The sequence below is a fragment of the Sphingobium sp. TomTYG46 genome, from assembly GCF_055396345.1.
In genome coordinates this window covers 1,456,809-1,482,883 of sequence record NZ_AP027324.1, presented here as the reverse complement: position 1 = coordinate 1,482,883, position 26,075 = coordinate 1,456,809, and the positions used below count along the sequence as shown (strand labels likewise).

Below are 26,075 nucleotides of genomic sequence, written 5' to 3'. Positions count from 1 at the left end.
AGAAAGACTCTAGGGCTCGTTCGCCAGCAGATAAGTCTGGCGCAGCGTGTCGATCGGCTTGAGGGCGCCGTCGACTTCATGGTGCCAGAAAGTCCAGCCATTGCAGCTGGGCGCATTTTGCAGGGTTGCGCCGATCTTGTGGATCGATCCCGTATCCGTGCCGATGCAAAGCGAGCCATCGGCGCGCACGGTGGCCTGCCAGCGGCGCTTGGCGTCGGTCAGGATCGAGCCGGGCTGGAGATAGCCGGTTTCGACAAGCGTGCCGAAGGCGACCTTGGGCTGGCTCTTCGCGCTCTGCATGATGGTGAGCGCGGATTCGTCCAGCGGCAGGGCGGCTTCGATGCGCTCGATCGCGACTTCGATATAGCTGTCTTCGCGTTCGATGCCGATCCATTTGCGGCCGAGGCGCTTGGCGACGGCGCCTGTGGTGCCGGTGCCGAAGAAGGGATCGAGTACGACGTCGCCGGGCTTTGTGCAGGCCAGCAGCACGCGGTAGAGCAAGGATTCAGGCTTTTGCGTCGGGTGCGCCTTGGTCCCGTTGCGCTTCAGCCGTTCCTGCCCGCCGCAGATCGGCAGCACCCAGTCGGAGCGCATCTGAAGCTCGTCATTGAGCGTCTTCATCGCTTTATAGTTGAACGTATATTTGGCGTCCTCGCCCTGGCTGGCCCAGATCAGCGTTTCATGCGCGTTGGTGAAACGCGTGCCCTTGAAATTGGGCATGGGGTTGGACTTGCGCCAGATGATGTCGTTGAGGATCCAGAAGCCTTCGTCCTGGAGCGCCGTGCCGACGCGGAAGATATTGTGATAGCTGCCAATGACCCAGATGGTGCCATTGGGCTTAAGGATGCGGCGGGCCTGCGCCAGCCATGCCTTCGTAAAGCGGTCATAGCTGCTGAGGGTGTCGAATTTGTCCCAGTCATTGTCCACGGCATCCACCCGGCCGCCTTCGGGGCGGAACAGGTCGCCGCCCAGCTGAAGATTATAGGGCGGATCGGCGAAGATCATGTCGATGCAGGCGTCGGGCAGCTTGGCCATTTCGGCGATGCAGTCGCCGCGCAGCAGGCAGTTTGCCGGGACGTTGACCGCCTCTTTTTCAATCGGCGCAACCGCCCTTTTACGCCGCGGTGCGACGCGTTCCATGACACCCATTATGTGACCCCCATATGTTTCGAGGACCAGCGTTGAGTCGTCGAGAGTCCGGCGTCAAGATCAACGGCTTAGCCATTGAGCCTCAGGCAAAAGTTAACAGCGTGAGAACGAAAGAGGTAGACACGACATGTTGAGTCCCGATTTAGCCAAGGGACTCAATATCAAGTGGTGTGACTCAAAAGACTCAGCTGCTGGACCCCGCCAACTTTTTTTGGTTAACGTCGCTTCGACCCATCAAAAACGGTCTCCGCTTGATCTATTCATAATCATTTGGTTATGAGTTCGCAATGAATGATCCTGTTTCAAGTGGCGACCGCTCGGCGGCATGTGACGAACTTTTCAAGGCGCTTTCCGACGGGACGCGGCGGGCGTTGCTGGAATATCTGGTGAAGGAGGGGGAGCAGAGCGTGCATGCCCTGACGGCCGTCTCCGATGTATCGCAACCGATGGTGTCGCGGCATCTGGGGAAGCTGAAGCGCGCGCGTCTGGTGACGGCTCGCCGGGCGGGGCGTGAGACTTATTATGCGGCACGGGTGAAGGGCCTGGCTCCGGTCGTGCAATGGATGGCGATTTACGGGGCGTTGTGGTCGCAGCGATTTACCGCTTTGGAAGAATTGAGCGAGCCTGCCTGACGGGGCTGCGCGCCATAATTCCCCTTGCATTGCTGGCCTAAATGGTGATCGAAGGCGCGGTGATCCTTGTTGCGGGAAGGGGGCGGGGTGTGCCGCTCCAAGGGGGTGCGGCATGGTGACGGGAAATTGACGTGGAGAAGATTGCAGGCCGCCTTGGCAGGATACAGGTTGACAGGATCCAGGGGCGCGCGCGCTTTGTCAGGGAAACACCCGATGTCAGGCGTCAGGCGCTGATCGAAGCGACGGCGCAGTGCCTTGCGGAGAAGGGCGTGGCCGCGACTTCCGTCCGGGCGATCTGCGCGCGGGCGGGCGTGTCGGCGGGATTGCTGACCCATTATTTCGATGGTGTCGATGCCCTTATCCTCGCCACCTACCGCGATGTTGGAAAGAAGGTGGCGGCGGCGCTGGAGCAGGCCGTGGCAGAGGCGGGGCCTGATCCGCTTGACCGGCTGTGGGCTTATATAAGGGCGAATTTGCAGCCGCCGGTGCTGGACCCCAATTTGCTGGCGACGTGGATTTCCTTCTGGAGTCTGGTGAAGACCAGTCCCGAGATCGCTGCCACGCATGCGGAAACCTATGGCGGATCGCGTGAGCGCTTGGAGGTGTTGCTGCGCGAGGCGGCGCCGCAGATTCCGCGTCCGGCTGCGCGGATCGCGGCGATTGGTTTGACCGCAATGCTGGATGGGCTGTGGCTGGAGTTGTGCCTCGATTCCTCGACCTTCACTATCGATGAGGCCCTGGAGATGGCGAGGGAAGCGATGACCTATGTCATCCAGAAGCCAAGGGATGAGCCGGTCGATCAACGAGTGGCGGGTTGATCGCTTTTCTCAATCAGTGGTGTGAAGAAAAGCAATTTCCCCTTATCCTGCTACCTCCCTACATAGGCCGGGCAACAGCAACCCTAAGAAGGAACTGGAAAGCCCATGGCTCTCATCAATACCAGCATCAAGCCGTTCAAGGCGACCGCTTTCAAGGAAGGCAAGTTCGTCGATGTCACCGACGAGGACGTGAAGGGCAAGTGGGCGATCTTCTTCTTCTACCCTGCCGACTTCACCTTCGTGTGTCCGACGGAGCTGGAAGACCTGGCGGGCATCTATCCGACGCTGCAGTCGCTGAACGTGGAAGTCTATTCGGTTTCGACCGACACGCACTTCAGCCACAAGGCATGGCACGACACCTCGCCCGCCATCAGCAAGATCAACTATTACATGCTGGGCGACCAGTCGGGCCAGATCACCAACAATTTCGACGTGATGCGTCCGGGCGTCGGGCTGGCCGATCGCGCGACCTTCCTGGTCGATCCCGAAGGCGTGATCCAGTTCATGGAGATCACTTCAGAAGGCGTCGGCCGCAACGCGACCGAGCTGCTCCGCAAGGTCAAGGCTGCGCAATATGTCGCCGCTCATCCCGGCGAAGTGTGCCCGGCCAAGTGGGAAGAGGGTGAAGAAACACTCGCTCCCTCGCTCGACCTCGTCGGCAAGATCTAAGCAAAATCTGATCTTTCGCCGGGCCGGGTCGAGCAACTCCCCGGCCCGGCGGGGGTTTTACCTGACAATTTGACCGCTGACATGTCGGACCTTCGGGTCGTATCGTCCGGCAAGCGGATCCGCGTGCCCCCCGGGCGGTGCGCCAATTCAATGGAGCTACGATAGATGTTGGACGCAAATCTGAAGGGTCAGCTGAAGACCTATATGGCGAACATCACGCAGCCGATCGAGCTGGTGGCGTCGCTGGATGAAAGTGCGAAGTCGCGCGAGCTGGAAGGGCTGCTGAACGAGATTGCCGAGCTGTCGGACAAGGTGACGGTCACCTCCGGCAATGACAGGCGCAAGCCGAGCTTCATGATCCGGCGCGCGGGCACCGATATCGGCGTGACCTTCGCGGGCATTCCGATGGGGCATGAGTTCACCTCGCTGGTGCTCGCGCTGTTGCAGGTGGGCGGCCATCCGTCCAAGGCGGCGCAGGATGTGATCCAGCAGATCAAGGATCTGGACGGCGACTTCAGTTTCGAAACCTATTTCTCGCTGTCGTGCCAGAACTGCCCGGACGTGGTGCAGGCGCTAAACCTGATGAGCGTGCTCAATCCCCGGATCAAGCATGTCGCCATCGACGGCGCGCTGTTCAAGGAAGAGGTTGATGCGCGTCAAGTGATGGCGGTGCCGACCGTGTTCCTGAATGGCGAGCCCTTCGCCTCGGGGCGGATGGAACTGGAGCAGATCGTTGCCAAGATCGACAGCGGCGCGGCGGATCGCGCGGCCGAGAAGATCCGGGGTCAGGAGCCGTTCGAGGTGCTGGTGGTCGGCGGCGGCCCTGCTGGCGCTGCGTCGGCCATCTATGCGGCGCGCAAGGGCATTCGCACGGGTGTCGCGGCGGAACGTTTCGGTGGGCAGGTGCTCGACACGATGGCGATCGAGAATTTCATCTCGGTAAGCCACACGGAGGGGCCGAAGCTTGCCGCGCAGCTGGAAGCGCATGTGAAGGATTATGATGTCGAGATCATGAACCTACAAAAGGCGGCCAAGTTGATCCCGGCCCAGAGTGAAGGCGGCTATCATGAGGTCGTGTTGGAAAATGGTGCTTCGCTGAAAGGGCGCACCGTGATCCTGTCTACGGGCGCGCGGTGGCGGCAGATGGGCGTGCCGGGCGAGGATGAATATCGCAACAAGGGCGTTGCCTACTGCCCGCATTGCGATGGCCCGCTGTTCAAGGGCAAGCGCGTGGCGGTGATCGGTGGCGGTAACAGTGGTGTCGAGGCGGCGATCGATCTCGCCGGTATCGTCGCCCATGTGACGCTGATCGAGTTCGATAGCCAGTTGCGCGCCGACGCGGTGTTGCAGCGCAAGCTCGCCAGCCTGCCCAATGTGCGGATCATCACTTCGGCGCTCACGACCAAGGTCGACGGCGACGGCACCAGGGTTACGGGCCTTTCCTACAAGGACCGTAACAGTGGCACCGAGCATGATGTCGAGCTGGAGGGCATTTTCGTACAGATCGGGCTGGTCCCGAACACGGAATGGCTGAAGGACGCGATCGCGCTGTCGCCGCGCGGAGAGATCGAGATTGATGCCAGGGGCGAAACGAGTCAGCCAGGCATATTCGCTGCGGGCGATTGCACGACCGTGCCCTACAAGCAGATCGTGATCGCCATGGGAGCAGGATCGATAGCGGCGTTGTCTGCCTTCGATTATCTTATCCGCCTGCCCGCTTCGGAAGAGGCGGCGCAAGCTGCCTGACGAGACAGCCCCTGAGCGGGGGGGCTGGGAAGCGGTCGGCGCCAGGCCCGGTGGCGGCCGCTTCTTAGTGTGCGGGCTTTAAATCGGCACTGCCTCTTATTTCCGTTCGCCCTGAGCCTGTCGAAGGGCTCTACTTCTCTTTTGGAAAGGAGAGGGCTTCGACAAGCTCAGCCCGAACGGGGGTGAGTAATTCAGATCAAACGCACGAAGCTTTAAATGAATGCAGTGTCTGCCGGGCGGGTCAGCCCGCAGCGTGGCGGGCGGTCAGCAGATAGTTGATGGCCTTGTTGGACGAGAGGGTGAAGCCCTTGCGCGGATCGAAGGAGAGGCCGGTGACATCGGTCACCTCCAGTCCGGCCTTGACGAGCATCTCGGTCAGTTCATCGGGCGTCAAGAACTTGTCCCAGTCGTGCGTTCCCTTTGGAATGCCGCCGATCCCTTCGCCGATGCGGATCATCGCGAGGCGTGAGAGTGGGGTGCGGTTTGGCGTGGACATGATGAGCAGGCCGTTGGGACTGAGCTTGCCCGCCAGCGCACGGACGAAGGCGGCGGGGTCGGTGACATGTTCCACGACTTCCATGGAGGTGACGAGATCGAAGCTTCCGGCGTTAAGCTGTTCGACCGGCGTTGCGCGATAGTCGATCAGGAGGCCCTGACCGTCCGCATGGGCGCGGGCGATGGCGATATTCTCTTCCGCCGCGTCGAGCGCGGTGACGGCAGCGCCCAACCGCGCCAGAGGTTCGGACAACAGGCCCGCACCGCATCCTACATCCAGCGCAGATTTGCCTTCAAGCGGGTGGAAGCTGCTTTCTTCGCACAGCCAGTGCCGATCGATGGCGCTGCGAATATAGCGCAGCCTTACCGGATTGAGTTTGTGCAGCATGGCGCTGCTGCCCTTGGGATCCCACCAGTCGGCCGCCATCGCGCCGAAGTGGGCGGCTTCGCGGGGGTCGATCGTGCTTGTCGCTGAATTGGCCATGCGCCCTGACTACCAAGCTGCGCGCCGACGCGCCACGGGCATTTATTTCTTGCGCGGGGGCGGCCCTTCGCCGTCGAGATATTTATCCTCGGCATCCAGCTGGCGGCGCAGGTCGCGCGTCGCCGCTTCCGTCCTCGCCAATTCTTCGGGGCTTCTATGCCGTCGATTGCTCATCATCACATAGATCAGCACGGCCGCGAACAGAATTGGGCCTCCGATCGTGATAAGCCCGTACAGTATTCCGTCCATGGCTTGTTCCTTCCATTCTTTGCATGAAAGGAATGAGTGGTGAAGACACGGGGTTCCGCTCCACCGATGGCTTGCTTGCCATATTTGCCGCTGCTGCTATAGCGGCGCCGTTTTTCCCCCGGAGGGGGATATTCTCTTTAAGTAGACAGGTTCGACAGGCAAATGGCGCGCATCGTGATGAAATTCGGCGGCACCTCCATGGCGGGGATGGAGCGAATTCGCAACGTGGCCGCGCGCGTCAAACATGTCGTCGAGCAGGGTCATGAAGTCGCAGTCGTCGTGTCGGCCATGGCGGGCGAGACCGACCGGCTGGTGGGCTTCTGCAAGGAAGCCTCCGCGCTTTACGATCCGGCCGAATATGACGTCGTGGTCGCGAGCGGCGAACAGGTTACGAGCGGTCTGCTCGCCATGACTTTGAAGGCCATGGGCGTGGACGCGCGCAGCTGGCTCGGCTGGCAGCTGCCGATCCGCACCAACGAAGCCCATGCCAAGGCGCGAATTGGTGAGATCGATACGATCGACCTGCTTTCGTCCATGCGCGGCGGCACCGTGGCGGTTATCCCCGGTTTCCAGGGCATGATGGAGGATGGCCGCATCTCGACCCTGGGCCGTGGTGGTTCGGACACTTCGGCGGTGGCCGTGGCGGCGGCGTTGAAGGCTGACCGTTGCGACATTTATACCGACGTCGATGGCGTCTACACCACCGACCCGCGTATCGTGGCGCGGGCGCGCAAGCTCGACCTCGTCACCTATGAGGAAATGCTGGAACTGGCCTCGGTCGGAGCCAAGGTGCTCCAGACCCGCTCGGTCGGCCTCGCCATGAAGGAAGGCGTGGTCGTGCAGGTGCTTTCCTCCTTCGATGATCCCACCCAGACCGACCTCCCCGGCACGCTGATCGTCAGCGAAGAGGAACTGGAAGCCAAGCTCAAGGAAGACAAGATGGAACGTCAGCTCATCACCGGCATCGCCCATGACAAGAATGAGGCGAAGATCACCCTGACCCGCGTGCCGGATCGGCCGGGCGCGGTGGCGCACATCTTTGGCCCGCTGGCCGATGCGGCGATCAACGTCGACATGATCATCCAGAATGTCGGCCGCGACAAGGGTGAGACGGACGTGACCTTCACCGTGCCGGGCGCGGATCTGGCCCGCGCGCTGGACGTGCTGGAAAGCCAGAAGGAAGAGATCGGTTTCAACCGCGTGATCCCTGACACGAAGGTCGCGAAGATCAGCGTCGTGGGCGTCGGCATGAAGAGCCATGCGGGTGTCGCTTCGACCATGTTCAAGTCGCTGGCCGAGCGTGGGATCAATATCCTCGCCATCTCAACCAGCGAGATCAAGGTTTCGGTGCTGATCGACGAGGATGAGACGGAGCTGGCGGTGCGTGTGCTGCACACGGCCTATGGTCTGGACGCGCCGGTCGCTTGACACATTAATCTCCCCTCCCTTTTAAGGGAGGGGTCGGGGGGTGGGTGCGAGCGTTAGCGAGCCTCTGCCCTATACAGATAGCAGGGAACGGCGCTGGCGCGCCGCACCCACCCCAACCCCTCCCTTAAAAGGGAGGGGCTGTTTGATTCAAAGGCCTGCCTAATGACCAACGCCAAACTCACTTCCCTGATGGCTCGCGGCACCGAATTTCTCGGTTGCGAGGTTGCGATCATGTGCGGGGCGATGAGTTGGGTGTCGGAGCGGAACCTGGTCGCGGCCATCTCCAATGCTGGCGGGTTCGGCGTGATCGCATGCGGCGCGATGACGCCCGAGCTGCTCGACAAGGAAATCGCGGCGACCAAGGCGCTGACGAACAAGCCCTTCGGCGTGAACCTCATCACCATGCATCCGCAGTTGTTCGACCTGATCGAGGTGTGCGCCCGTCATGAAGTCGGCCATGTGGTGCTGGCAGGTGGCCTGCCGCCCAAGGGCAGCATCGAGGCGATCAAGGCGAAGGGTGCGAAGCTGATCTGCTTTGCTCCGGCGCTGAGCCTGGCGAAAAAGCTGGTTCGTTCCGGCGTCGATGCGCTGGTCATTGAGGGCATGGAAGCAGGGGGCCATATCGGCCCGGTGTCGACCAGCGTGCTGGCGCAGGAAATTCTGCCGGAAATGGCCGCGCAGCTTCCGGTGTTCGTTGCTGGCGGGATTGGCCGTGGCGAGTTGATCGCGGGCTATCTGGAGATGGGTGCGGCGGGCGTGCAGCTGGGCACCCGTTTTGCCTGCGCGGCGGAGAGCATTGCGCACCCGAATTTCAAGAAATCCTTCTTCCGCGCGTCCGCTCGTGATGCGATCGCGAGTGTCCAGATCGACCCGCGCCTGCCCGTCATCCCTGTGCGCGCGCTCAAGAATAATGGGACAGAAGCCTTCACCGCCAAGCAGCGGGAAGTTGCGAACCTGCTCGACAGCGGCTCCGTCGATATGGGCGAGGCGCAGTTGCAGATCGAACATTATTGGGCAGGCGCCCTGCGTCGCGCGGTGATTGACGGTGATGTCGAGGGCGGGTCGCTGATGGCGGGCCAGTCGGTCGGCATGGTCACCAAGGAAGAGCCGGTTGCGGAGATTATTACGCAATTGATGGCCGAGGCGGCGGTCGCGCTGGAGCGGCGCAGCGCCTGAGGCGTGCCCGGTCCCGATATCGGGACGAGCCGAATCTCTTGAGGGACGAAGTGATCCGGGCGGTGATCGCCAGGAACGCGCGGCTTTGCCATGAGTTTTTCCTCAGACAATTTATCATGGGGAATATCGGGTTGCCGCTGCGTGCTGTTTCATGTCGCGTCTGGACAATTGCTTCGGTGGGCGCCCTGGCGCTGGTTGCAGGCTGCTCCACGCCCAAGGCGCCGCCGACGCCTCCACCCCCCGTCGTTCGGACGATCAAGCCGCTGCCGCCGATGGGCGCAGTGGAGGATATGAGCATTCCCGAGGTTGATCCGCAGGGCAAATTTCTGACGCCCAATCGCGGGGTGACGGCCAATACGGCGCTTTGGCATGTCCGGATGGCGCTGAATGTCGCCGCGCTGTCCTGCCATGGCGTGAACGAACCGGCGCGGGTGCAATATAATCAGATATTGCGGGTGCATAAGGACGTTCTTCGGGACGCAAATGCTGCGGTCGATCGCAACTACACCGCCGCTTATGGGAGCGGGGGCCTTCAGTCGCGCGAGTTGCTGAATACGGTCGTCTATAATTTCTTCTCGCTGCCGCCGGTTCAGCCGACCTTCTGCAAGGCGGCGATTGAGGTCGGGGCGAAGGTGCTTGCGCTGCCGTCGAGCCAGTTGCTGGGCTATGCTCCGGAGGCGTTGACCGCGCTTGAGCAGCCGTTTCAGGCATTTTACGAGGCCTATGCCGACTATCTGCGGCGGCTGGCGGAGTGGCAGTCGCGCTTTGGCGGGACTGTGACGGTGATCGTGTCGCCCACCCCTCTGCCGCCTCCGCCCAAGCCGCCTGCGGAGATTGGGGCGGGGTTCGTCCCGCCGCCCGCGCTGCCAAGGTTGCGTGAGGAAAGCGGGCAGGCGCTGGTGCCGGGCGCGACGTCCGCGCCGCGCGTGAATGTGCCGCCTTTCCCGATTACGCGCTAAGCGGAGGGGTGGGTCGCGGGGGCCTTGGCGGGCAGGGGGAACAGGCGCACGAAGCGTTCCGCCAACGCGTGGTCGCCCTGGACCTGGAGCGCGTCGGCGACGTCGTTGAAGCTGGTTGCGCCGTAGACGACGGCGGCGAGGGCATTCTGATCGCCGCTGAACAGCACGTCGGCATCCTGGGTTAAGCCGCGATCGATGGTGAAGTCGCCGTCCTTTAACAGCGCGCGAAATTCTTCCTCGCCGAAGCGGAAGCCGATCACGGCGTCCAGATCGCCGATGCGGCTGCGGTCGATCATCGTGCGCATCGACAGGACGACCGAGACGTTGCTCATGGGCTGGCCGGGCTGCATCGTGGGTGAGCGGCAGGCCCAGCGGCCGAGGACTTGGAAAAGGATTTCCGACTCGCGGCCCCATTGCGTCAGTTCGTAAATCTGGCTGGCGGCGGGTGGGGGCAGGCGGCGGCGGATGAGGACGCTGGCGGCTTCCAGTTCCTCCAGCCGTTGCGTCAGCACATTGGCGCTGATTCCGGGCAGGCTGGCGCGCAGATCGGTGAAGCGCTTGGGACCCAGCATCAATTCCCGCATGATGGGCATGGCCCAGCGGTCACCGACAAGGTCCAGCGCATGGGCAACTGCACAGCCATCCTGATAGGCGCGCTTTTTCAATTGCGAGTCCTTAGTTATTTTTTCTAACTTATGTGTTGCATAAGATAATCTATGGGTCCAAAAAGTTCAAGGCGGTGAGTCGAGAGCGATAGCTCCTTGCCGCGAAGCTCAAGGAGATGCGTGATGCCCGATGCCCCCGCGCCCAAGATGATTTTCGTCAACCTGCCGGTGAAGGACTTGTCCGCTTCCATCGCCTTTTACGAAGCGGTCGGTGCCGTGCGGAACAATGACTTTGCCGATGACAGCGCGCAGATGGTCAGCTTTTCCGACACGATCCACGTCATGCTGCTGACGCATGAACGCTTTTCCAGCTTCACGGCGCGCCGCATTCCCAATGCGCATGAAACGGCGCAGGTGCTGCTCGCACTCAGCGAGGAAAGCCGGGCGGCGGTGGATGCCACGATGGCCAGGGCGCTCGCGGCGGGTGGGACGGAACCCAATCCGTTGCAGGATCATGGTTTCATGTACGGCCGCGATTTCGCCGATCTGGATGGCCATATCTGGGAACTTGCGTGGATGGATATGGACGCAGCCCTGGCTGGCAACAAGCCGGTAACGGCCGCCTGATTCCGTCCTGACAGATATAAGGAGAGAGATGATGAGCTATATCGACGGTTTCGTGGTTCCCGTGCCCAAGGGCAACAAGGAACGCTATCAGGAGCTTGCGGCCCGCGCGGCGCCGATCTTCCTGGAGCATGGCGCGCTGCGCATGGTGGAATGCTGGGGCAATGATGTGCCTGTAGGGAAGGTCAATGACTTCCGCACGTCCGTGGTCGCCGAAGAGGGCGAGGACGTCGTCTTTTCCTGGATCGAATGGCCTGACAAGGCAACGCGGGATGCAGGGCAGGAAAAGGTGATGAACGATCCCCGCATGCAGGAAGATGGGGAACAGCCCTTTTCCGGCGCGCGGATGATCTATGGCGGGTTCGATGTGATGCTCGACCAAAAGGCCTGAAACTTCCTTTTAGAGGAGACGGATGATGACCGATTTCACCGGTAAATTCTTCTGGTATGAACTGATGACCAGCGACCCTGACGCAGCGATCGCCTTCTACGGCGACGTTGTAGGCTGGACGGCGCAGCCCTTTGGCGGCGAGCGGACGGACGACCCCTATAATGTCGTGTCAGGCAGTGCGGGGCCGCTAGGCGGCATCATGCGGATTCCGGCCGAAGCGAAGGATTGCGGCATGTCCCCCTGGTGGGGCGGCTATGTTGGATCAGCTGATGTCGATGCCGATGCCGAACGTTTGCGCGGCGCGGGGGCAAGCGTGAAGCGGCCGCCGGAAGATATTCCCGGCGTCGGCCGCTTTGCCGTGATCAGCGATCCGGGCGGGGCGATCTTCATGCTGCTCAAGGGATCAAGCCCCGATGGCATGGACGCCGCGCCGCCGATGGCGAACGGCCATGTCGGCTGGCACGAGCTTTACAGCGGCAATTTCGACGCGGACCTGGCTTTTTACACGTCCCAGTTCGGCTGGGGGAAGGGCGAGGCGATGGATATGGGGCCGATGGGAAGCTATCAGCTTTTCTCCATGTCCGGCGGAACCGAGTTCAACGCGATGGAGGGCGGCATGATGCGCAAGCCCGAGCAAATGCCCGTGCCGCAATGGCTGTTCTACTTCGTGGTGCCCGACATTGATGCGGGCGTGGAGAAGGTGAAGTCGGGCGGCGGCACTGTGCTCAATGGTCCTGCCGAAGTGCCGGGCGGCGCGTGGATCATCCAGGCTACCGACCCGCAAGGCGCTATGTTCGCGCTGGTCGGCATGCGTTCGACCGCAGCGTAAGGAGAAGAACGATGTCCAAGATTTCACCCTGTCTGTGGTTCGACGGACAGGCCGAGGAAGCTGCGCGCTTCTATGTCTCGGTCTTTGGCGGATCGGTGGATTCGATCAGCCGCTATCCTCATGATGTTCCCAGCCCCGCGCCTTTCAAGGGAGGGGATGTGCTGATGGTGGAGTTCACCCTGTTCGGGCAAAGCTATCAGGGCCTGAACGGCGGGCCGAAATTTCCGTTTACCGAAGCGGTGTCCTTGTCGGTCTCCTGCGAGGATCAGGCGGAACTGGACCGCTATTTCGATGTGCTGACGGCCGATGGCGGCTCGCCCGGTCCCTGTGGGTGGGTGAAGGACAAATATGGGCTGTCCTGGCAGCTGGTGCCCGAAGAGGTGATGGAGATGCACCGGAAGGGCGGTCCCGGCATCCAGCCAATGATGGCGGTGATGATGACCATGCAGAAGCTGGACCTTGCCCGAATGAAGGCGGCTTACGAGGGAGCGACGGTATGAGCAGCGCGCAACATGAGCTGTCGGTCAGCTGTCACATCGCCGCCCCGCGCGAGATCGTGTGGAAGGTGTGGACTGACCTGAAGGATCAATGGTTTTGCCCCAAGCCGTGGCGGGCCGAAGTGATCGAGGAAGATTTGCGCGCTGGTGGCCGTAGCGCCGTGCGCATGTTCGGTCCCGATGGCGAGGATACCGGGCCGATGGAGGGCATTTTCCTTGAGGTGGTGCCCGGAGAACGGGTCGTATCGACCGATGCTTACGCGTCCGGCTGGATACCGCAGGAGCCGTTCCTGACGTCGATCTGGAGCTTTGCGCAAGAGGGTGAGGGGACTCGCTTTACCGCGACGGCGCGGCATTGGAGCGGGGAAGCGCTGAAGCGGCATGAGGAAATGGGGTTTCATCCCGGGTGGGACCAGATGGCGCAGCAGTTCAAGGAATTGTGCGAGACTTCGGCGGCGACGGCTTGATGGGGCCTCCTCCCTGTCGCGAGGCGGGGAGGGTGGGCTGATGTTGGGCATTTTCCCCTCCACCACCTTTGGCGGTCCCCCTCCCCCTCTGGCGATGGGGAGGATTTGGGGGGCGGTGCTTGCCTTTTTGACGATTTGATGGGGCTCCCTCCAGATTAACCCTGACTTCCTCTTGGAAAGGGGGGCTGCGATCTGTTAGCGCTTTACCATGCCTACGACGCCCGCCGCAGCCGCCCGCCACATCCTCACCAGTTTGCAGGAGGTGATGGCTGCGCGAACGAGCGCGCAGGCCAAGCTGAACAAGGTCGTGGACATTATCGGCCAGGCGCTGTCGAGCGAGGTTTGCTCCATCTATCTGGTGCGCGAGGGGCTGCTGGAACTGTTCGCAACGCGCGGTTTGAAGCAGGAGGCCGTCCACGTCACCCGTATGGCGATGGGCGAGGGACTCGTCGGCCTGATCGCCACCAATGTGGAAACGCTGAACCTGGACGAAGCCGCGGCGCATCCCGACTATAGCTACCGGCCGGAAACGGGCGAAGAATTGTTCCACAGCTTTGCAGGTGTGCCGATTGTACGGCGCGAGCGCGCGATCGGCGTGTTGTGCGTGCAGCATGTGGAACCGCGCCGTTATGAAGAAGTCGAGATTGAGGCGTTACAGACGGTTGCCATGGTGCTGTCTGAATTGATCGCCAATGCCGAACTGGCGGACGACGGTCCGGCGGATTCGCGGGTGCAGGATACCGGCACGATCATGTTGCAGGGTTTGCAGTTGGTCATGGGCATGGCGCGGGGTCATGCGGTGTTCCACCAGCCGCGTGTTCATGTCGAACATACGGTCGCGGAGGATACCGAGGCGGAGCGCCAGCGCGTCATTTCCGCTTTCACCAAGATGCGCGAACAGATCGACCGCATGACGGGCGCTGTCGAGTTCGGGATGGAGGGCGAGCATCAGGAGGTGCTCGAAACCTACAAGATGTTCGCCTATGACGAAGGCTGGATACGGCGCATCAATGAGGCGATCGACAGCGGCCTGACCGCCGAGGCGGCGATCGAGCGCGTGCAGCAGCGCACCCGGATGCGCATGCGGCAGATCGATGACGCCCTGTTGCAGGATCGCATGCATGATCTGGAGGACATGGCCAACCGCCTGTTGCGGATCGTGTCGGGCCAGCTGGGTACGGCTGCGACCATGGGCCTCAGGCAGGACGCCATCCTGATTGCGCGTAATCTGGGTCCGGCGGAACTGCTGGAATATGATCGGCGGCGGTTGAAAGGCGTGATCCTGGAGGAAGGGTCGCTGACCGCGCATGTCACCATCGTTGCGCGCGCCATGGGCGTGCCGGTGTTGGGGCGCGTTCGTGAAATCCGGCATAAGGTGAATGAGGGCGACCTCATCCTGATGGACGTCGTGTCGAACAACCTGTTGATCCGTCCGACGGCGGACATGGACGAGGCGTTCGAGAACAAGCTGCACGTCACACAGAAGCGCCGGGCCGAATTTGCCGCGATGCGCGATCTGCCGTCGGTGACGGCGGACGGGCAGCGTATCGAGTTGATGGTGAATGCGGGTCTGCGTGAGGATGCGCAGGCGCTGGACCTTGTCGGCGCGGATGGCATCGGGCTGTTCCGCACGGAGTTCCAGTTCCTCGTGTCCGCGACTTTGCCGCAGCGGGAAAAGCAGCAGCGGCTTTACAAGGATGTGCTGGACGCGGCGGGCGACCGGCCGGTTATCTTCCGCACCGTCGATATCGGGGGTGACAAGGCGCTGCCATATATGCAGCGTGACGAGGATGAGGAGCTGGAGGACAATCCGGCGATGGGCTGGCGCGCGCTGCGGCTGGCGCTGGACCGCGACGGGTTGATGAAGGCGCAGGCGCGGGCGTTGCTGGAAGCGTCGGCGGGCAAGGTGCTGAACATCATGTTCCCGATGGTGTCCGAGCCATGGGAGTATGAGCAGGCGCGCGCGCTGGTCGAGCATCAGCGCGAATGGCTGCTGTCCCAGCGCAAGAAGGTGCCGACGGCGGTACGCTATGGCGCGATGCTGGAGGTGCCTGCGCTGGCGGAGGTTCTGGACCTGTTGCTGCCAAAGCTCGATTTCCTGTCGATCGGCACCAACGATTTGACGCAATTTCTCTTTGCGGCCGATCGGGCGCATCCCAAGCTGGCGGAACGTTATGACTGGCTGAGCATCGCCATCTTGCGCTTCCTCAGCCGCGTGGTGCGGACTTGCGAGGAATATCAGGTGCCGGTTGGCGTCTGTGGGGAAATGGGTGGGCGGACGCTGGAAGCGATGGCGCTGGTTGGCCTGGGCGTTCGGCGTTTGTCGATTACGCCCGCGTCGGTTGGTCCGGTCAAGGCCATGATCCGGGCTATCGATGCCGCCGAATTGCAGGCGTTGATGCGCAAGCTGCTGGACGACGGGATCGTGGATATTCGTGGCGCGCTGACGCAATGGGCGGATGAGCGGGGCATCGAACTGAATTGAACCGGAAAATGGGTCAGGCACGACCCCGGCGGCGTTGACAATCCCTGTGCCGGAATGAGACAAGACCGGCTTATAAGATCGCGGAGCAGCATGGCAGAACAACCCGAAGTGGAAAGCGGCGCGACGGCGCCGGACGTGCAATTAGGCACTCCCGGCGCAAAGCTGCGCGCGGCGCGCGAGGCGCATGGCCTGTCGATCCAGGACGTGGCGACGCGCACGCGCATCGCGCAACGTCAGTTGGAGGCGATCGAACGGGACGACTATTCAGCGCTTCCGGGTATTCCCTATGCGGTCGGCTTTGCCCGTGCCTATGCTCGCGCGGTCGATCTGGACGAGGTGGCCATTGCCGCCGATGTGCGCCATGCCGTCCATAATTCCGAACTGGGCGCCAATCGTTACGAGGCGTTCGAACCGGCCGATCCAGCCCGTGTGCCGTCGCGCGTCCTTGCCTGGACGGCTGCGGCTATCGTGATTGTGTTGGTGGCTGGCTTCACCATCTGGCGTACGCAGATGCTGACCCCGCCGACGGGGCAGGAGATCGCTGCCGAACAGGCCGAGCCCGCCGTTGCCGCGAAACCGGCGCCGGGCGCGCGTCCCGCCGCGCCGGTGGTGCAGACGGTTGTGTTCACCGCCAACGACGATGTGTGGTTGCGCATTTATGACGAGGCTGGCGATCGGCTGAAGGATGGCCTCATGAAGAAGGGTGAGAGCTTCACCCTGCCTGCCACTGCCCGCAACCCCATGATCCTGACCGGCCGTCCGCAAGCGTTGACGGTTACGGTCGGTGGCAAGCCTATTGCACCGCTTGGCGCACCTGATCGCACGATTTCCGATGTGCCGGTTTCGGCGGCGGCGTTGCTGGCGCGGGCTGCTCTGGCGCCTGCTGCTCCGGCCGCGTCGCCTGCCCCCGTGGCTGCCCCATCGGCTGTGCAAACGCCCGCCGCGCGGCCCGTGACCGGGAGCGTAGTGCCTGCGACCCCGGCGGAGCCCGCACCAGCTGTCCAACCCACGGCGGATTAAGGCGTCGCCAATCCCTGTTTGAGCCGCACGTGCCGCTTTACGGCGGCGAATATGGCCTTATGGTTAAGAGCGGGGAGCGCGGCCTTTGTGGGCCGTATCGTCGGTGAATTTAAGTTTTAGTCGGGGATCATCATGCGTTACGCCTTGTTTGCGACAACCGCCCTGCTGCTGGGGGCGCCCGCTATGGTTGCGTTCGCGCCAGCAGCGGCCGCCCAGAATGTGGCGCTGGATGTGCGTGTTGACCGGCTGGAAAAGGAAATGCGCGCGGTACAGCGCAAGGTCTTTCCCGCAGGCACTCCTCTGGAAGCGGAAATCAACCGTCCGGTGACGACCACCGTCCCGCCCGGCACGCCGTCATCATCGCCCGTCGCCGATCTGACGGCGCGCGTGGGGGCACTGGAATCGCAGCTCGCCTCGATGACCGGACAGGTTGAGGAAAACAGCTTCAAGATCCGTCAGCTGGAAGAGGCGTTCAACAAATATAAGGCCGAGGCGCAGACCCGCGCGGAGGTGGTCGCTCCGCCGCCCGTGCGCCCCGTTGTTCCCGCAGATAATGCAACCCAGACGGCGCCGAAACCGGGCACCAATGGTGGCGCGACCGAGGCGCGCAAGGCGGCCGTGGCGGCGATCGAACGGCCCGCGACCGGCGATGCGGCGGCCGACGCCTATAGCTATGGCTATCGTCTGTGGGATGCCAAATTCTATCCCGAGGCGCAGGCGCAGCTGAAGGCGACGGTGGATAAATATGGCACGACTTCGGTCGCGAGCCGCGCTTCGAACCTGCTGGGGCGGGCCTATCTGGATGATGGCAAGCCTGCGTTGGCCTCGGTCGCTTTTTACGACAATTATCAGAAGCGCCCCAAGGGGGATCGCGCTGCCGACAGCCTTGCCTATCTGGGTGAGGCGCTGATCCAGCTCAAGAAGCCCGCCGACGCGTGCAAGGTCTATGCGGAGCTGGAACAGGTCTATGGCGCCACCATGTCGGCCAGCCAGCGCGGCATGATGGACAAGGGCCGCGCCAAGGCGAAGTGCAGCTAAGGCACCCGCATGGCCGCGCCGCATTCGGCTCAGCCTGACCTGGAAGCGCTGCTGACGCTATCGGTTGGTGCGCTGGTGGGGGACGATGCCTCACTGCGTTTTGGCGTGGCGGTGTCGGGCGGCCCCGACAGCATGGCTTTGCTTGCCATGGCTGCACATGCCTTCGCGGGTAGGGTGGAAGCGGCCACCGTTGATCATGGATTGAGGCCAGAGTCCGCGGAAGAAGCCGCAATGGTGGGGCAGTGGTGCCATGGCAACGGTGTCGCGCATGCCGTTCTGCATCCGGTCACGCCTCCTACCGGCAATGTCCAGCAGTGGGCGAGGACCCAACGCTATGCGGCGCTGGAGCAATGGAGGGTCGATCGCGGGATCGACTGGATATTCACCGCGCATCATGCCGATGATCAGCTGGAAACCGTGCTGATGCGGCTAAACCGGGGCGCCGGCGTCAATGGTCTGGCCGGGATCCGCGCGCGGCAGGGGCGGGTATTGCGGCCCCTGCTTGGCGTGCGACGCGCGCAACTGTTGGACTATGCGGGTGAGCGCGGGCTTCCCTTCGTAAACGACCCTTCCAACATCGATCCGCGATTTGATCGGGCAGTGATTCGACGGCATCTGAAGGGCGCCGAATGGCTCGACCCGCAAAGTGCCGTCCGCAGTGCGGCGGCGCTAGCGGAGTGTGAGGAAGCGCTGGACTGGACGGTCGAGGATATCGCGGCGGCGCATGTTCGCAAGGAAGGGGAGGCTTGGCTGCTGACCCGCACGGATTTGCCTCGGGAGCTGCTGCGGCGTTTGTTGCTGCGCATCATTGCCGAGGCGGAACCCGGCGCGGAACCGCGCGGCGACACGCTCGACCGGGCCATTGCGGTAGCAATGCGGGGTGGGCAGGCGAGCCTTGGCGGATTATTGCTGAAAGGGGGCGCTGTCTGGAGAGTTAGCGTGGCGCCACCCCGACGCTGAATCCGAATCGATCTCGGGTGCGAAGGCCCACCGATAGCCGCGATGATGAGTCTCTGTCGAAACGACTTCGAGCGTTCAATTGATCGTTACGGAAAGGTTCCACGGATCAACGCGCCGACGCCTCGATCCGTCGAATTGTTGCAGCGCAATGACCTTTCCTTAATAGCCTCCATGCGTATTGGGGTCGGCACTCAGGCATGGAAAGTCATTTATGTTCGAATTTGCGGCGTTGACCTATGGTGTGCTCGCCAGTGTGATCCTTTCGGCGGCGCAACGTAACCGGAAGCTGGCTCGCCCGCATCCGCCGTTGCTGCTGTATGTCGGATATCTGCTGTGCGGCGTATCGGCGGGCCTGGCCATGATCCTGGCCTATATCGCCCTGTCGCAGTTCGTGGGCGGATAACGTCAGCAGACCGTTGCACCCAGCTTGCGATTTTGCCGGAGCATCCTATCTTGCCCGGTGAAAGAGAGTGATGATGAACGACGAGAAGGACCCGCAGGGTAACCCCTGGATCAAGAGCGCGATGATTTGGGCGGGGGTGATTGTCGCTCTGCTGCTATTCGTCTCGATGTTCGACAGCCGCTCCGCTTCGCAGGCGGGTAGCGGCATCGCCTATTCCGAATTCCGTTCGAAAGTTCAGGAAGGGCAGGTCAAGGACGTCGCGATCGCGACCGACAAGATTACCGGCACGCTGAGCAGCGGGCAGCGGTTCAACACCGTTCCCGTGAATGATCCGGGGCTGACCGGACTGCTTGACGATTATAACGTCAAATATTCCGGACAGACTGAGGAGCAGCCGAGCTTCTGGCAGATCATGCTGTATCAGTCGCTGCCGTTCCTGCTGATCCTGGGCATCGCCTTCTTCGTGCTGCGTCAGATGCAGAAGGGCGGCGGCGCGGGCGGTGCGATGGGCTTTGGCAAGTCCAAGGCAAAGCTGCTGACCGAAAAGCATGGCAAGGTGACGTTTGATGACGTTGCGGGCATCGATGAAGCGCGCGAGGAATTGCAGGAAATCGTCGAGTTCCTGAAAGACCCGACCAAGTTCGCAAGGCTGGGCGGCAAGATTCCCAAGGGCGCGTTGCTGGTTGGTTCGCCGGGCACCGGTAAGACGTTGCTGGCGCGTGCGATCGCGGGTGAGGCGGGCGTGCCTTTCTTCACCATTTCGGGTTCGGACTTCGTAGAAATGTTCGTAGGCGTCGGCGCGAGCCGTGTCCGCGACATGTTCGAGCAGGCGAAGAAGAACGCGCCCTGCATCGTCTTCATCGATGAAATTGACGCGGTCGGTCGCCATCGTGGCGCGGGCCTGGGCAACGGCAATGACGAGCGCGAGCAGACGCTGAACCAGCTGCTGGTCGAAATGGACGGTTTCGAAGCCAATGAGGGCATCATAATCGTCGCGGCGACCAACCGCCCCGATGTGCTGGACCCCGCGCTGCTGCGTCCAGGCCGTTTCGACCGTCAGGTCGTGGTGCCGCGCCCCGATATCGAAGGCCGCGAGAAGATTCTGGCCGTCCACATGAAGAAGGTGCCTTTGGCGCCCGACGTTAATCCGCGCACGATTGCGCGTGGCACGCCGGGCTTTTCCGGTGCTGATCTTGCAAACCTCGTGAACGAGGCGGCATTGATGGCCGCCCGGCGGGGCAAGCGTCTGGTTGCCATGGACGAGTTCGAGGCGGCCAAGGACAAGGTCATGATGGGCAGCGAGCGCCGCTCCATGGTCATGACCGAGGACGAGAAAAAGATGACCGCCTATCATGAGGCGGGCCATGCCATCGTCGCGGTTCATGAACCGGCGTCTGACCCGATCCACAAGGCGACGATCATCCCGCGCGGCCGTGCGCTGGGCATGGTGATGCGCTTGCCGGAGCGGGACAGCTACAGCTATCACCGTGACAAGATGCACGCGAACATGGCCGTTGCCATGGGTGGCCGCGTCGCCGAGGAGATCATCTTCGGCTATGACAAGGTGTCGTCGGGTGCTTCGGGTGACATCCAATATGCTACAAAGCTCGCGCGCGACATGGTCACTCAGTGGGGCATGTCGGACAAGCTGGGGCCGCTGCAATATGAGGAGCAGCAGGGCGAAACCTTCCTCGGTTACTCACAGAGCCAGCGCGTCCATATGTCGGACGAGACGGCGAAGCTGATCGACAAGGAAATTCGTGGACTGGTCGAGCAGGGCTATACGCGGGCGCAGGAAGTGCTGAAGGGTCATGAGGACCAGCTGCACCTGCTGGCCAACGCCATGCTGGAATATGAGACGCTGTCGGGTGAAGAGATCAAGACGCTGCTCGACAAGGGTGAGATCACCCGCGACGATGGCACGACGATTAAGCCGTCGGTCGTCCCTGCGGCGGGCTCGTCCATCCCCAAGACGCGCAAGCGCAAAGGGCCGTTCGGCGATCCTTCGCCTGCCGGGATCTGATCTGCGGTCTGTGGTTTGAAAGGGGCGCTGCCGTCGGGCGGCGCCCTTTTTATTTGCTGCTTCCCAACCATGGTGAGATAGGGATCGTCATGGCAAAAGCTGACCGACTGGAGCGCCTGGACACCCGCCGCCTGGAACTGGAGGCGGAATATACCGACAAGCTCATCGACGCATTGCGCGTGACCGCTTCGGGGAAATGGGGCCTGTTCGGGCATAAGGAGGACCGAGCAAGCCGCGCCGCGATCGCTCCGGTCATCGAACAGTTGGCGGAAATCGGGGAAGCCATCGACAAGGCGCGGGAGCAACTTTTGATGCCGCCGTTCGAGCTGCAACAGGAGTTTCTTGCGTCGCGCGGCCCGGTCAGTTCCCAGGCGGTCGGGGAGCCGAAGCAGGCGCAGGCATGGCTGGATCGGCTTGTGGGTGCCGCTGCCAAATCCTGAAAAGCGCCTGTCCCTCGGAGGTGTGACGCACCCAGCAACAAAATGCGCCTAAGGTCTGGCCGTTTCGCTGGTTAATGGTTACATGGGCCGCCACGAATCCCCAGCGATGCCCGCCAGATCGCGCAAATAGAAAGTGGCTTTCACATGGATATCCGCCTCGGCCTCACCTTTGACGACGTGCTGTTGCAGCCCGGCGAGTCCGATGTGCTGCCCAGCCAGGCGGACACCAGCACCTATGTGACCAAGCAGATCAAGCTGAACATCCCGATCCTGTCCTCCGCCATGGACACGGTGACGGAAGCCGACATGGCGATCGTCATGGCGCAGCTGGGCGGCATCGGCGTCCTTCACCGCAACCTGTCGGTTGAAGAGCAGGCGGATGCGGTGCGTGCCGTCAAGCGGTTCGAAAGCGGCATGGTGGTCAATCCCATCACGATCACGCCTAACGCTACGCTCGCAGATGCGCAGATGTTGATGGCTCGCCACAAGATCAGCGGCATTCCGGTGGTCGAGGCCTCCGGCAAGCTGGCTGGTATCCTGACCCACCGCGATACGCGCTTTGCGGAAAACCCCAATCAGCCCGTCAGCGAACTGATGACCAGGGAAAATCTTGCCACGGTCAAGGCGGGCGTGGGCCAGGATGAAGCGCAGCGTCTGCTGCATCAGCGGCGGATCGAGAAGCTGCTGGTGGTCGATGATGACTATCATTGCGTTGGCCTCATCACCGTCAAGGATATCGAGAAGGCCGTCACCTATCCGCAGGCGACCAAGGACGGTTCGGGCCGCCTGCGTGTGGCGGCGGCGACGACAGTGGGCGACAAGGGGCTGGAGCGCAGCGAGGCGCTGATCGACGCCGAATGCGACCTGATCGTCATTGACACCGCGCACGGCCATAGCAAGCAGGTCGCGGTTGCGGTCGAGGCGGTGAAGCGTCTGTCCAACCATGTTCAGGTCGTGGCGGGCAATGTTGCGACCGCTGAGGCGACCAAGGCTTTGATCGACGCCGGGGCCGACTGCGTGAAGGTCGGGATCGGGCCTGGGTCCATCTGCACCACGCGCGTGGTGGCGGGCGTGGGCGTGCCGCAGCTGACCGCGGTCATGGATTCCGCCAATGAAGCGGCAAAGCATGGCGTCCCGGTGATTGCTGACGGCGGGCTTCGCACCTCGGGCGATGTGGCGAAGGCGCTGGCGGCGGGCGCGGGCTGCGTCATGGTCGGTTCGCTGCTGGCGGGCACGGCCGAAGCGCCGGGCGAAACCTTCCTTTATCAGGGTCGCGCTTACAAGAGCTATCGCGGTATGGGCAGCGTCGGCGCGATGGCGCGGGGATCTGCCGACCGTTATTTTCAGGCGGACATCAAGGACCAGATGAAGCTGGTGCCCGAAGGCATTGAGGGGCAGGTGCCGTTCAAGGGGCCTGCGAAGGATGTGATCCACCAGCTGGTCGGCGGCGTGAAGGCTGCGATGGGCTACACCGGCAGCCGCACGATCAAAGATCTTCAGGAGCGCGCCCGCTTCGTTCAGATCACCAATGCGGGCCTGTCCGAAAGCCATGTCCATGACGTGACCATCACGCGGGAAGCGCCAAACTACCCCACCCGCTGAGGGTAGGAAGGGGTGACCCCCTCTGCGCGTGTTCAGGCCGCGATCGAGCTGCTCGACGCCATCATAGCGTCGGCGCGCGATGGTGGACCGGCTGCCGATACGCTGATCGCACGCTATTTCAAGGAACGGCGCTATGCCGGTTCGCGCGACCGGCGGGCGGTGCGCGATCATGTTTATGATGCTGTGCGCCGGGCTGCGGAACGGCCGGAAAATGGCCGTGCGGCGATGATTGGGCTGGCGCGGGAAAGGTCGGATATCGCGGACCTGTTCGATGGATCGCCGCATGGGCCTGGGCCTATCGTTGCCGATGAGGCGGGTGCCATCGCGGGGGCCGTGCCCGCTTGGCTCAAGTCGCTGTTTGCAGCGCCGGTCGAGCAGGAGGAGTTGCTGGGCCGGGCGCCTGTGGATTTGCGGGTGAACCGGCTGAAAGCGACGCCGGAGGATGCCGCGCCGCTATTTCCCGAAGCGGTGCCGATCGACGGCTTGCCTGACGCGCTGCGCCTGCCGGAGGGTTGGCCGGTCGAACAGAGCGATGCGTGGAAGCAGGGGCTGGTCGAGGTGCAGGATGCGGGCAGCCAGCTCATCTCTGCGGCTTGCGGCGCTGCGCCCGGCATGACCGTCATCGACCTCTGCGCGGGAGCGGGCGGCAAGACGCTGGCGCTTGCGGCGGCGATGGCCGGACAAGGGACGCTGATCGCGGCGGACACGATCCGCTCGCGCCTCGCACGGCTCAGCCCGCGAGCCGAGCGGGCAGGGGCGACCTTCATTCAGACTTTGCTGCTGGATCAGGGGCATGAGGCGCGGGGGCTGGAGAGCCTGCAGGGGCAAGCGGAGGTCGTGCTTGTTGATGCGCCATGTTCCGGGACCGGGACCTGGCGGCGCAATCCTGAGGCTCGCTGGCGCCTGAATCCCGCGCGGCTGGAACGGCTGGTGCGCGAACAGGCGCGCATATTGGACTTTGCGGCGCCGCTGGTGGCGCCCGGTGGGGTGCTTGTGTACGCGACCTGCGCCCTGACCGATCAGGAAGGGGCGGGGCAGGTGGAGGCGCTTCTCGATCGCCACGAGGGATGGATGGCTGAGGCGATCCCGATCGCGGCCGGGCGGGCGCATGGTCATGGCCGTTTGCTGACGCCGGGCCATGACGCGACGGACGGTTTCTATTTCGCCCGGCTTCGGCGCGGTGCATGAAAGAGGCGATGGACAAGCCCTGCCAAAATGACGACACTCGGGCAGAATCAACGCCTGAAACATGGCTGGAGTTGTGCATGCGTTTTACCCCTGCTTCGATCGCCCTTGCCGTCCTGCTGACCACCGTGTCCAGCGCCGGTCTGACGCAGCGGCCGGATGCCCAGATTTCGCCTTTGTCGATCGAATGGCAGCAGGCGGGCGTCACTGCGCGTCGGGCGGGGCATTTCGATGCGGCGAACGATGCGCTGGAAACGGCGCTGGCGGTCGATCCGCGCAATCGCTCGGCCTACATCGAACTGGCCGAAGTAGCTCGTGCGCAGGGCCTTCAGGGCAAGGCCATCCGCCTTTATCGCGAGGCGCTGCTGCTCGATCCGAACGATGTGCATGCGCTGGTCGGGCAGGGCGAGGCGATGGTCGAAAAGGGTGCGATCGCCAAGGCAAAGGAAAATCTTGCCCAGGCGCAGAGCGCGTGCAAGTCGGACTGCGCGGCCGTCGGCAAGCTCGCCGCCGCGATCCAGAAGGGGCCGCCTGCGACCGTGCTGAGTGCTAAAGATGCTGTCGTGGTGCCGAAGGCGGCGACGACCGAGACGCCTTGAGGCTGTCTTGAAGGGGTTAAGGTGGGGCGCGAGCGGAGCGAGCCTGCTGGGGTGCTGTTGAATGAGGTCGGGCGTTGCGCTGGCCCACCCCCTAGCCCCCTCCCGCTTGCGGGGGGGGGGGGGGATGACTGAAATCCACGCTCGCCAGCCATCGACGGCGCTAATCGCGAGGCTCTGCGCTCCATAGGTGGCGTTCCGGATAGGGACGGGTAAGTTGCCCAGATTCAAGCGGCCATTGGCGGACAAAATGTGTTGTCCTAAGATCGTCGAGACTCAATAACGTTCTGTGAGATGACGCATGCTTGATTCACCCCGTGCCGGGATCAGCAAAGTCCCCGCTGCGACCCTAATTTTTTGGGTGATCAAGGTGTTCGCCACAACCCTTGGCGAAACGGGCGGAGATGCTGTCAGCATGAGTTGGCTCGGCGAAACGACGCCGAATGCAGGCGGCGGCGGTGTGAATGGCTATCTTGTCGGCACCGCCATTTTCGGTCTTCTACTTGTAGCGCTTGTGTGGCTGCAAATCAGGGCTCGGCGTTTCAATCCGTGGCTCTATTGGACTACAATCATTGCCTCAACCACCGCAGGGACCACGTTTGCCGACTATGTGACACGATCCATGGGACTCGGATATCCGGGTGGATCACTTCTTCTGTTTTCGTTAGTGATTGCGTCGCTGTTCAGTTGGCATCGCACCTTGGGGTCAGTGGACGTCAATTGCGTTGAAACGGCCAGGGTCGAAACTTTCTATTGGATCACCATCACTTTTTCACAGACCCTCGGCACTGCGCTCGGCGACTGGGTTGCTGACGGCTCGCTTGGGTATAGCGGCGCGGCGATGATCTTCGGTGGGCTGCTCATTTTCGTTGCCGCTTTATATGTCTGGACTTCGGTTTCGCGCGTGCTTCTCTTTTGGGCGGCATTCATCTTAACTCGTCCCTTAGGCGCGACTGTTGGCGACTTTTTGGACAAACCTATCGCAAAGGGTGGTCTGGAGTTCAGCCGTCCGTTGGCTACCGCAGCTATAGCAGCCGCCATCCTTTTGCTCATTTTAGTGTTTCCGCAACGCGCCGGTGGACGTGCCCGCAACGTCCGCTGACCG

27 protein-coding genes are annotated in these 26,075 nt (G+C 62.5%); 23 read left to right on the top strand and 4 right to left on the bottom strand.

Translation table 11 applies throughout. The annotated features are described in order from the left end of the window. Positions 1-9 precede the first annotated feature (9 nt). Positions 10-1,149 (bottom strand): DNA methyltransferase, encoded by a 1,140-nt coding sequence (locus ACZ5YV_RS07580; protein WP_464787082.1) that lies wholly within the window; start codon positions 1,147-1,149, stop codon positions 10-12. 287 nt (positions 1,150-1,436) lie between these two features. On the opposite strand from ACZ5YV_RS07580, the gene ACZ5YV_RS07575 reads away from it, so the two are divergent. The 4 genes from ACZ5YV_RS07575 (at position 1,437) to ahpF (ending at position 5,014) form a co-directional block, all read left to right on the top strand. Continuing rightward, positions 1,437-1,781: an ArsR/SmtB family transcription factor gene (locus ACZ5YV_RS07575; protein ID WP_449473592.1), complete on the top strand. Its 345-nt coding sequence runs from the start codon at positions 1,437-1,439 to the stop codon at positions 1,779-1,781. Between the two features lie 125 nt (positions 1,782-1,906). Beyond that, a complete protein-coding gene (gene betI / locus ACZ5YV_RS07570) occupies positions 1,907-2,599 on the top strand; it encodes a transcriptional regulator BetI (RefSeq protein WP_464789174.1) in 693 nt (230 codons plus the stop codon). Positions 2,600-2,704: 105 nt separating this feature from the next. After that, positions 2,705-3,268 carry an alkyl hydroperoxide reductase subunit C gene (ahpC, locus tag ACZ5YV_RS07565; protein ID WP_460986266.1) on the top strand — a complete coding sequence of 188 codons (564 nt, stop codon included), beginning with the start codon at positions 2,705-2,707 and terminating at the stop codon, positions 3,266-3,268. Positions 3,269-3,433: 165 nt separating this feature from the next. Next, a complete protein-coding gene (ahpF, locus tag ACZ5YV_RS07560; RefSeq protein ID WP_464787081.1) occupies positions 3,434-5,014 on the top strand; it encodes an alkyl hydroperoxide reductase subunit F in 1,581 nt (526 codons plus the stop codon). A gap of 241 nt (positions 5,015-5,255) precedes the next feature. Here the strand turns inward: ahpF and ubiG are convergent, their stop codons facing one another. Then, the gene (ubiG, locus tag ACZ5YV_RS07555; protein WP_464787080.1) at positions 5,256-5,993 is read right to left on the bottom strand and encodes a bifunctional 2-polyprenyl-6-hydroxyphenol methylase/3-demethylubiquinol 3-O-methyltransferase UbiG; all 738 of its coding nucleotides are present in this window, start codon (positions 5,991-5,993) and stop codon (positions 5,256-5,258) included. A gap of 42 nt (positions 5,994-6,035) precedes the next feature. Next, the gene (locus ACZ5YV_RS07550; RefSeq protein ID WP_464787079.1) at positions 6,036-6,242 is read right to left on the bottom strand and encodes a hypothetical protein; all 207 of its coding nucleotides are present in this window, start codon (positions 6,240-6,242) and stop codon (positions 6,036-6,038) included. 162 nt (positions 6,243-6,404) lie between these two features. Here ACZ5YV_RS07550 and ACZ5YV_RS07545 point away from each other — a divergent pair, with 162 nt between their 5' ends. The 3 genes from ACZ5YV_RS07545 to ACZ5YV_RS07535 all read left to right on the top strand — a co-directional run bounded on the left by ACZ5YV_RS07545 (position 6,405) and on the right by ACZ5YV_RS07535 (position 9,805). Next, on the top strand, positions 6,405-7,670 hold the full coding sequence (locus tag ACZ5YV_RS07545) for an aspartate kinase (protein ID WP_196224203.1): 1,266 nt from the start codon (positions 6,405-6,407) through the stop codon (positions 7,668-7,670). Between the two features lie 162 nt (positions 7,671-7,832). Further along, positions 7,833-8,846, top strand: a complete 1,014-nt coding sequence (locus ACZ5YV_RS07540) for an NAD(P)H-dependent flavin oxidoreductase (protein WP_464787078.1) — start codon at positions 7,833-7,835, stop codon at positions 8,844-8,846. A 176-nt stretch (positions 8,847-9,022) separates the two neighbouring features. Beyond that, the gene (locus ACZ5YV_RS07535; protein WP_464787077.1) at positions 9,023-9,805 is read left to right on the top strand and encodes a hypothetical protein; all 783 of its coding nucleotides are present in this window, start codon (positions 9,023-9,025) and stop codon (positions 9,803-9,805) included. Here ACZ5YV_RS07535 and ACZ5YV_RS07530 read toward each other — a convergent pair. After that, positions 9,802-10,470, bottom strand: a complete 669-nt coding sequence (locus ACZ5YV_RS07530) for a winged helix-turn-helix transcriptional regulator (protein ID WP_464787076.1) — start codon at positions 10,468-10,470, stop codon at positions 9,802-9,804. The two genes, ACZ5YV_RS07535 and ACZ5YV_RS07530, sit on opposite strands and share 4 nt — an antisense overlap. 123 nt (positions 10,471-10,593) lie before the next feature. On the opposite strand from ACZ5YV_RS07530, the gene ACZ5YV_RS07525 reads away from it, so the two are divergent. From ACZ5YV_RS07525 to ACZ5YV_RS07450, 16 genes are all read left to right on the top strand, one after another. After that, the gene (locus tag ACZ5YV_RS07525) at positions 10,594-11,037 is read left to right on the top strand and encodes a VOC family protein (protein WP_464787075.1); all 444 of its coding nucleotides are present in this window, start codon (positions 10,594-10,596) and stop codon (positions 11,035-11,037) included. 31 nt (positions 11,038-11,068) lie between these two features. Further along, positions 11,069-11,425: a DUF1428 domain-containing protein gene (locus tag ACZ5YV_RS07520; RefSeq protein WP_464787074.1), complete on the top strand. Its 357-nt coding sequence runs from the start codon at positions 11,069-11,071 to the stop codon at positions 11,423-11,425. A gap of 25 nt (positions 11,426-11,450) precedes the next feature. Next, the gene (locus tag ACZ5YV_RS07515) at positions 11,451-12,254 is read left to right on the top strand and encodes a VOC family protein (RefSeq protein ID WP_464787073.1); all 804 of its coding nucleotides are present in this window, start codon (positions 11,451-11,453) and stop codon (positions 12,252-12,254) included. Positions 12,255-12,265: 11 nt separating this feature from the next. After that, complete coding sequence (locus ACZ5YV_RS07510; RefSeq protein WP_449473575.1) at positions 12,266-12,754, top strand: VOC family protein; 489 nt, start codon at positions 12,266-12,268, stop codon at positions 12,752-12,754. Beyond that, positions 12,751-13,218 (top strand): SRPBCC family protein, encoded by a 468-nt coding sequence (locus tag ACZ5YV_RS07505; protein ID WP_464787072.1) that lies wholly within the window; start codon positions 12,751-12,753, stop codon positions 13,216-13,218. Before ACZ5YV_RS07510 ends, ACZ5YV_RS07505 begins: the two co-directional genes overlap by 4 nt. 208 nt (positions 13,219-13,426) lie before the next feature. After that, complete coding sequence (ptsP, locus tag ACZ5YV_RS07500) at positions 13,427-15,703, top strand: phosphoenolpyruvate--protein phosphotransferase (protein WP_464787071.1); 2,277 nt, start codon at positions 13,427-13,429, stop codon at positions 15,701-15,703. Between the two features lie 90 nt (positions 15,704-15,793). Further along, positions 15,794-16,723 carry a helix-turn-helix domain-containing protein gene (locus ACZ5YV_RS07495; protein WP_464787070.1) on the top strand — a complete coding sequence of 310 codons (930 nt, stop codon included), beginning with the start codon at positions 15,794-15,796 and terminating at the stop codon, positions 16,721-16,723. Between the two features lie 132 nt (positions 16,724-16,855). Continuing rightward, positions 16,856-17,761, top strand: a complete 906-nt coding sequence (locus ACZ5YV_RS07490) for a tetratricopeptide repeat protein (RefSeq protein ID WP_464787069.1) — start codon at positions 16,856-16,858, stop codon at positions 17,759-17,761. Between the two features lie 9 nt (positions 17,762-17,770). Continuing rightward, positions 17,771-18,721 (top strand): tRNA lysidine(34) synthetase TilS, encoded by a 951-nt coding sequence (gene tilS, locus ACZ5YV_RS07485; protein ID WP_464787068.1) that lies wholly within the window; start codon positions 17,771-17,773, stop codon positions 18,719-18,721. Between the two features lie 211 nt (positions 18,722-18,932). Next, entirely contained in the window at positions 18,933-19,124 is a 192-nt protein-coding gene (locus ACZ5YV_RS07480; protein WP_196224194.1) for a hypothetical protein, read from the top strand. A gap of 73 nt (positions 19,125-19,197) precedes the next feature. Next, the gene (gene ftsH, locus ACZ5YV_RS07475; protein WP_464787067.1) at positions 19,198-21,147 is read left to right on the top strand and encodes an ATP-dependent zinc metalloprotease FtsH; all 1,950 of its coding nucleotides are present in this window, start codon (positions 19,198-19,200) and stop codon (positions 21,145-21,147) included. Between the two features lie 89 nt (positions 21,148-21,236). Beyond that, the gene (locus ACZ5YV_RS07470; RefSeq protein WP_464787066.1) at positions 21,237-21,587 is read left to right on the top strand and encodes a hypothetical protein; all 351 of its coding nucleotides are present in this window, start codon (positions 21,237-21,239) and stop codon (positions 21,585-21,587) included. A gap of 144 nt (positions 21,588-21,731) precedes the next feature. After that, the gene (guaB, locus tag ACZ5YV_RS07465) at positions 21,732-23,189 is read left to right on the top strand and encodes an IMP dehydrogenase (protein WP_464787065.1); all 1,458 of its coding nucleotides are present in this window, start codon (positions 21,732-21,734) and stop codon (positions 23,187-23,189) included. Positions 23,190-23,201: 12 nt separating this feature from the next. Beyond that, positions 23,202-24,377 carry an RsmB/NOP family class I SAM-dependent RNA methyltransferase gene (locus ACZ5YV_RS07460; protein WP_464787064.1) on the top strand — a complete coding sequence of 392 codons (1,176 nt, stop codon included), beginning with the start codon at positions 23,202-23,204 and terminating at the stop codon, positions 24,375-24,377. A 77-nt stretch (positions 24,378-24,454) separates the two neighbouring features. Further along, the gene (locus ACZ5YV_RS07455; RefSeq protein ID WP_464787063.1) at positions 24,455-24,973 is read left to right on the top strand and encodes a tetratricopeptide repeat protein; all 519 of its coding nucleotides are present in this window, start codon (positions 24,455-24,457) and stop codon (positions 24,971-24,973) included. A gap of 298 nt (positions 24,974-25,271) precedes the next feature. Next, positions 25,272-26,072 carry a COG4705 family protein gene (locus ACZ5YV_RS07450; protein ID WP_464787062.1) on the top strand — a complete coding sequence of 267 codons (801 nt, stop codon included), beginning with the start codon at positions 25,272-25,274 and terminating at the stop codon, positions 26,070-26,072. Positions 26,073-26,075: the final 3 nt, after the last annotated feature.

Excerpts from the sequence above, each read along its gene's own strand:
- ACZ5YV_RS07480 (WP_196224194.1), top strand. The coding sequence starts at position 18,933 with ATGTTCGAATTTGCGGCGTTGACCTATGGTGTGCTCGCCAGTGTGATC.
- ACZ5YV_RS07575 (WP_449473592.1), top strand. The coding sequence starts at position 1,437 with ATGAATGATCCTGTTTCAAGTGGCGACCGCTCGGCGGCATGTGACGAA.
- ACZ5YV_RS07525 (WP_464787075.1), top strand. The coding sequence starts at position 10,594 with ATGCCCGATGCCCCCGCGCCCAAGATGATTTTCGTCAACCTGCCGGTG.
- ACZ5YV_RS07550 (WP_464787079.1), bottom strand. The coding sequence starts at position 6,242 with ATGGACGGAATACTGTACGGGCTTATCACGATCGGAGGCCCAATTCTG.
- ACZ5YV_RS07520 (WP_464787074.1), top strand. The coding sequence starts at position 11,069 with ATGAGCTATATCGACGGTTTCGTGGTTCCCGTGCCCAAGGGCAACAAG.
- ptsP (WP_464787071.1), top strand. The coding sequence starts at position 13,427 with ATGCCTACGACGCCCGCCGCAGCCGCCCGCCACATCCTCACCAGTTTG.
- guaB (WP_464787065.1), top strand. The coding sequence starts at position 21,732 with ATGGATATCCGCCTCGGCCTCACCTTTGACGACGTGCTGTTGCAGCCC.
- ACZ5YV_RS07495 (WP_464787070.1), top strand. The coding sequence starts at position 15,794 with ATGGCAGAACAACCCGAAGTGGAAAGCGGCGCGACGGCGCCGGACGTG.
- ACZ5YV_RS07505 (WP_464787072.1), top strand. The coding sequence starts at position 12,751 with ATGAGCAGCGCGCAACATGAGCTGTCGGTCAGCTGTCACATCGCCGCC.
- ahpC (WP_460986266.1), top strand. The coding sequence starts at position 2,705 with ATGGCTCTCATCAATACCAGCATCAAGCCGTTCAAGGCGACCGCTTTC.
- ACZ5YV_RS07510 (WP_449473575.1), top strand. The coding sequence starts at position 12,266 with ATGTCCAAGATTTCACCCTGTCTGTGGTTCGACGGACAGGCCGAGGAA.
- ACZ5YV_RS07450 (WP_464787062.1), top strand. The coding sequence starts at position 25,272 with ATGCTTGATTCACCCCGTGCCGGGATCAGCAAAGTCCCCGCTGCGACC.
- ACZ5YV_RS07540 (WP_464787078.1), top strand. The coding sequence starts at position 7,833 with ATGACCAACGCCAAACTCACTTCCCTGATGGCTCGCGGCACCGAATTT.
- ACZ5YV_RS07515 (WP_464787073.1), top strand. The coding sequence starts at position 11,451 with ATGACCGATTTCACCGGTAAATTCTTCTGGTATGAACTGATGACCAGC.
- ACZ5YV_RS07470 (WP_464787066.1), top strand. The coding sequence starts at position 21,237 with ATGGCAAAAGCTGACCGACTGGAGCGCCTGGACACCCGCCGCCTGGAA.
- ACZ5YV_RS07580 (WP_464787082.1), bottom strand. The coding sequence starts at position 1,149 with ATGGGTGTCATGGAACGCGTCGCACCGCGGCGTAAAAGGGCGGTTGCG.
- ubiG (WP_464787080.1), bottom strand. The coding sequence starts at position 5,993 with ATGGCCAATTCAGCGACAAGCACGATCGACCCCCGCGAAGCCGCCCAC.
- ACZ5YV_RS07490 (WP_464787069.1), top strand. The coding sequence starts at position 16,856 with ATGCGTTACGCCTTGTTTGCGACAACCGCCCTGCTGCTGGGGGCGCCC.
- ftsH (WP_464787067.1), top strand. The coding sequence starts at position 19,198 with ATGAACGACGAGAAGGACCCGCAGGGTAACCCCTGGATCAAGAGCGCG.
- ACZ5YV_RS07545 (WP_196224203.1), top strand. The coding sequence starts at position 6,405 with ATGGCGCGCATCGTGATGAAATTCGGCGGCACCTCCATGGCGGGGATG.
- ahpF (WP_464787081.1), top strand. The coding sequence starts at position 3,434 with ATGTTGGACGCAAATCTGAAGGGTCAGCTGAAGACCTATATGGCGAAC.
- ACZ5YV_RS07455 (WP_464787063.1), top strand. The coding sequence starts at position 24,455 with ATGCGTTTTACCCCTGCTTCGATCGCCCTTGCCGTCCTGCTGACCACC.
- tilS (WP_464787068.1), top strand. The coding sequence starts at position 17,771 with ATGGCCGCGCCGCATTCGGCTCAGCCTGACCTGGAAGCGCTGCTGACG.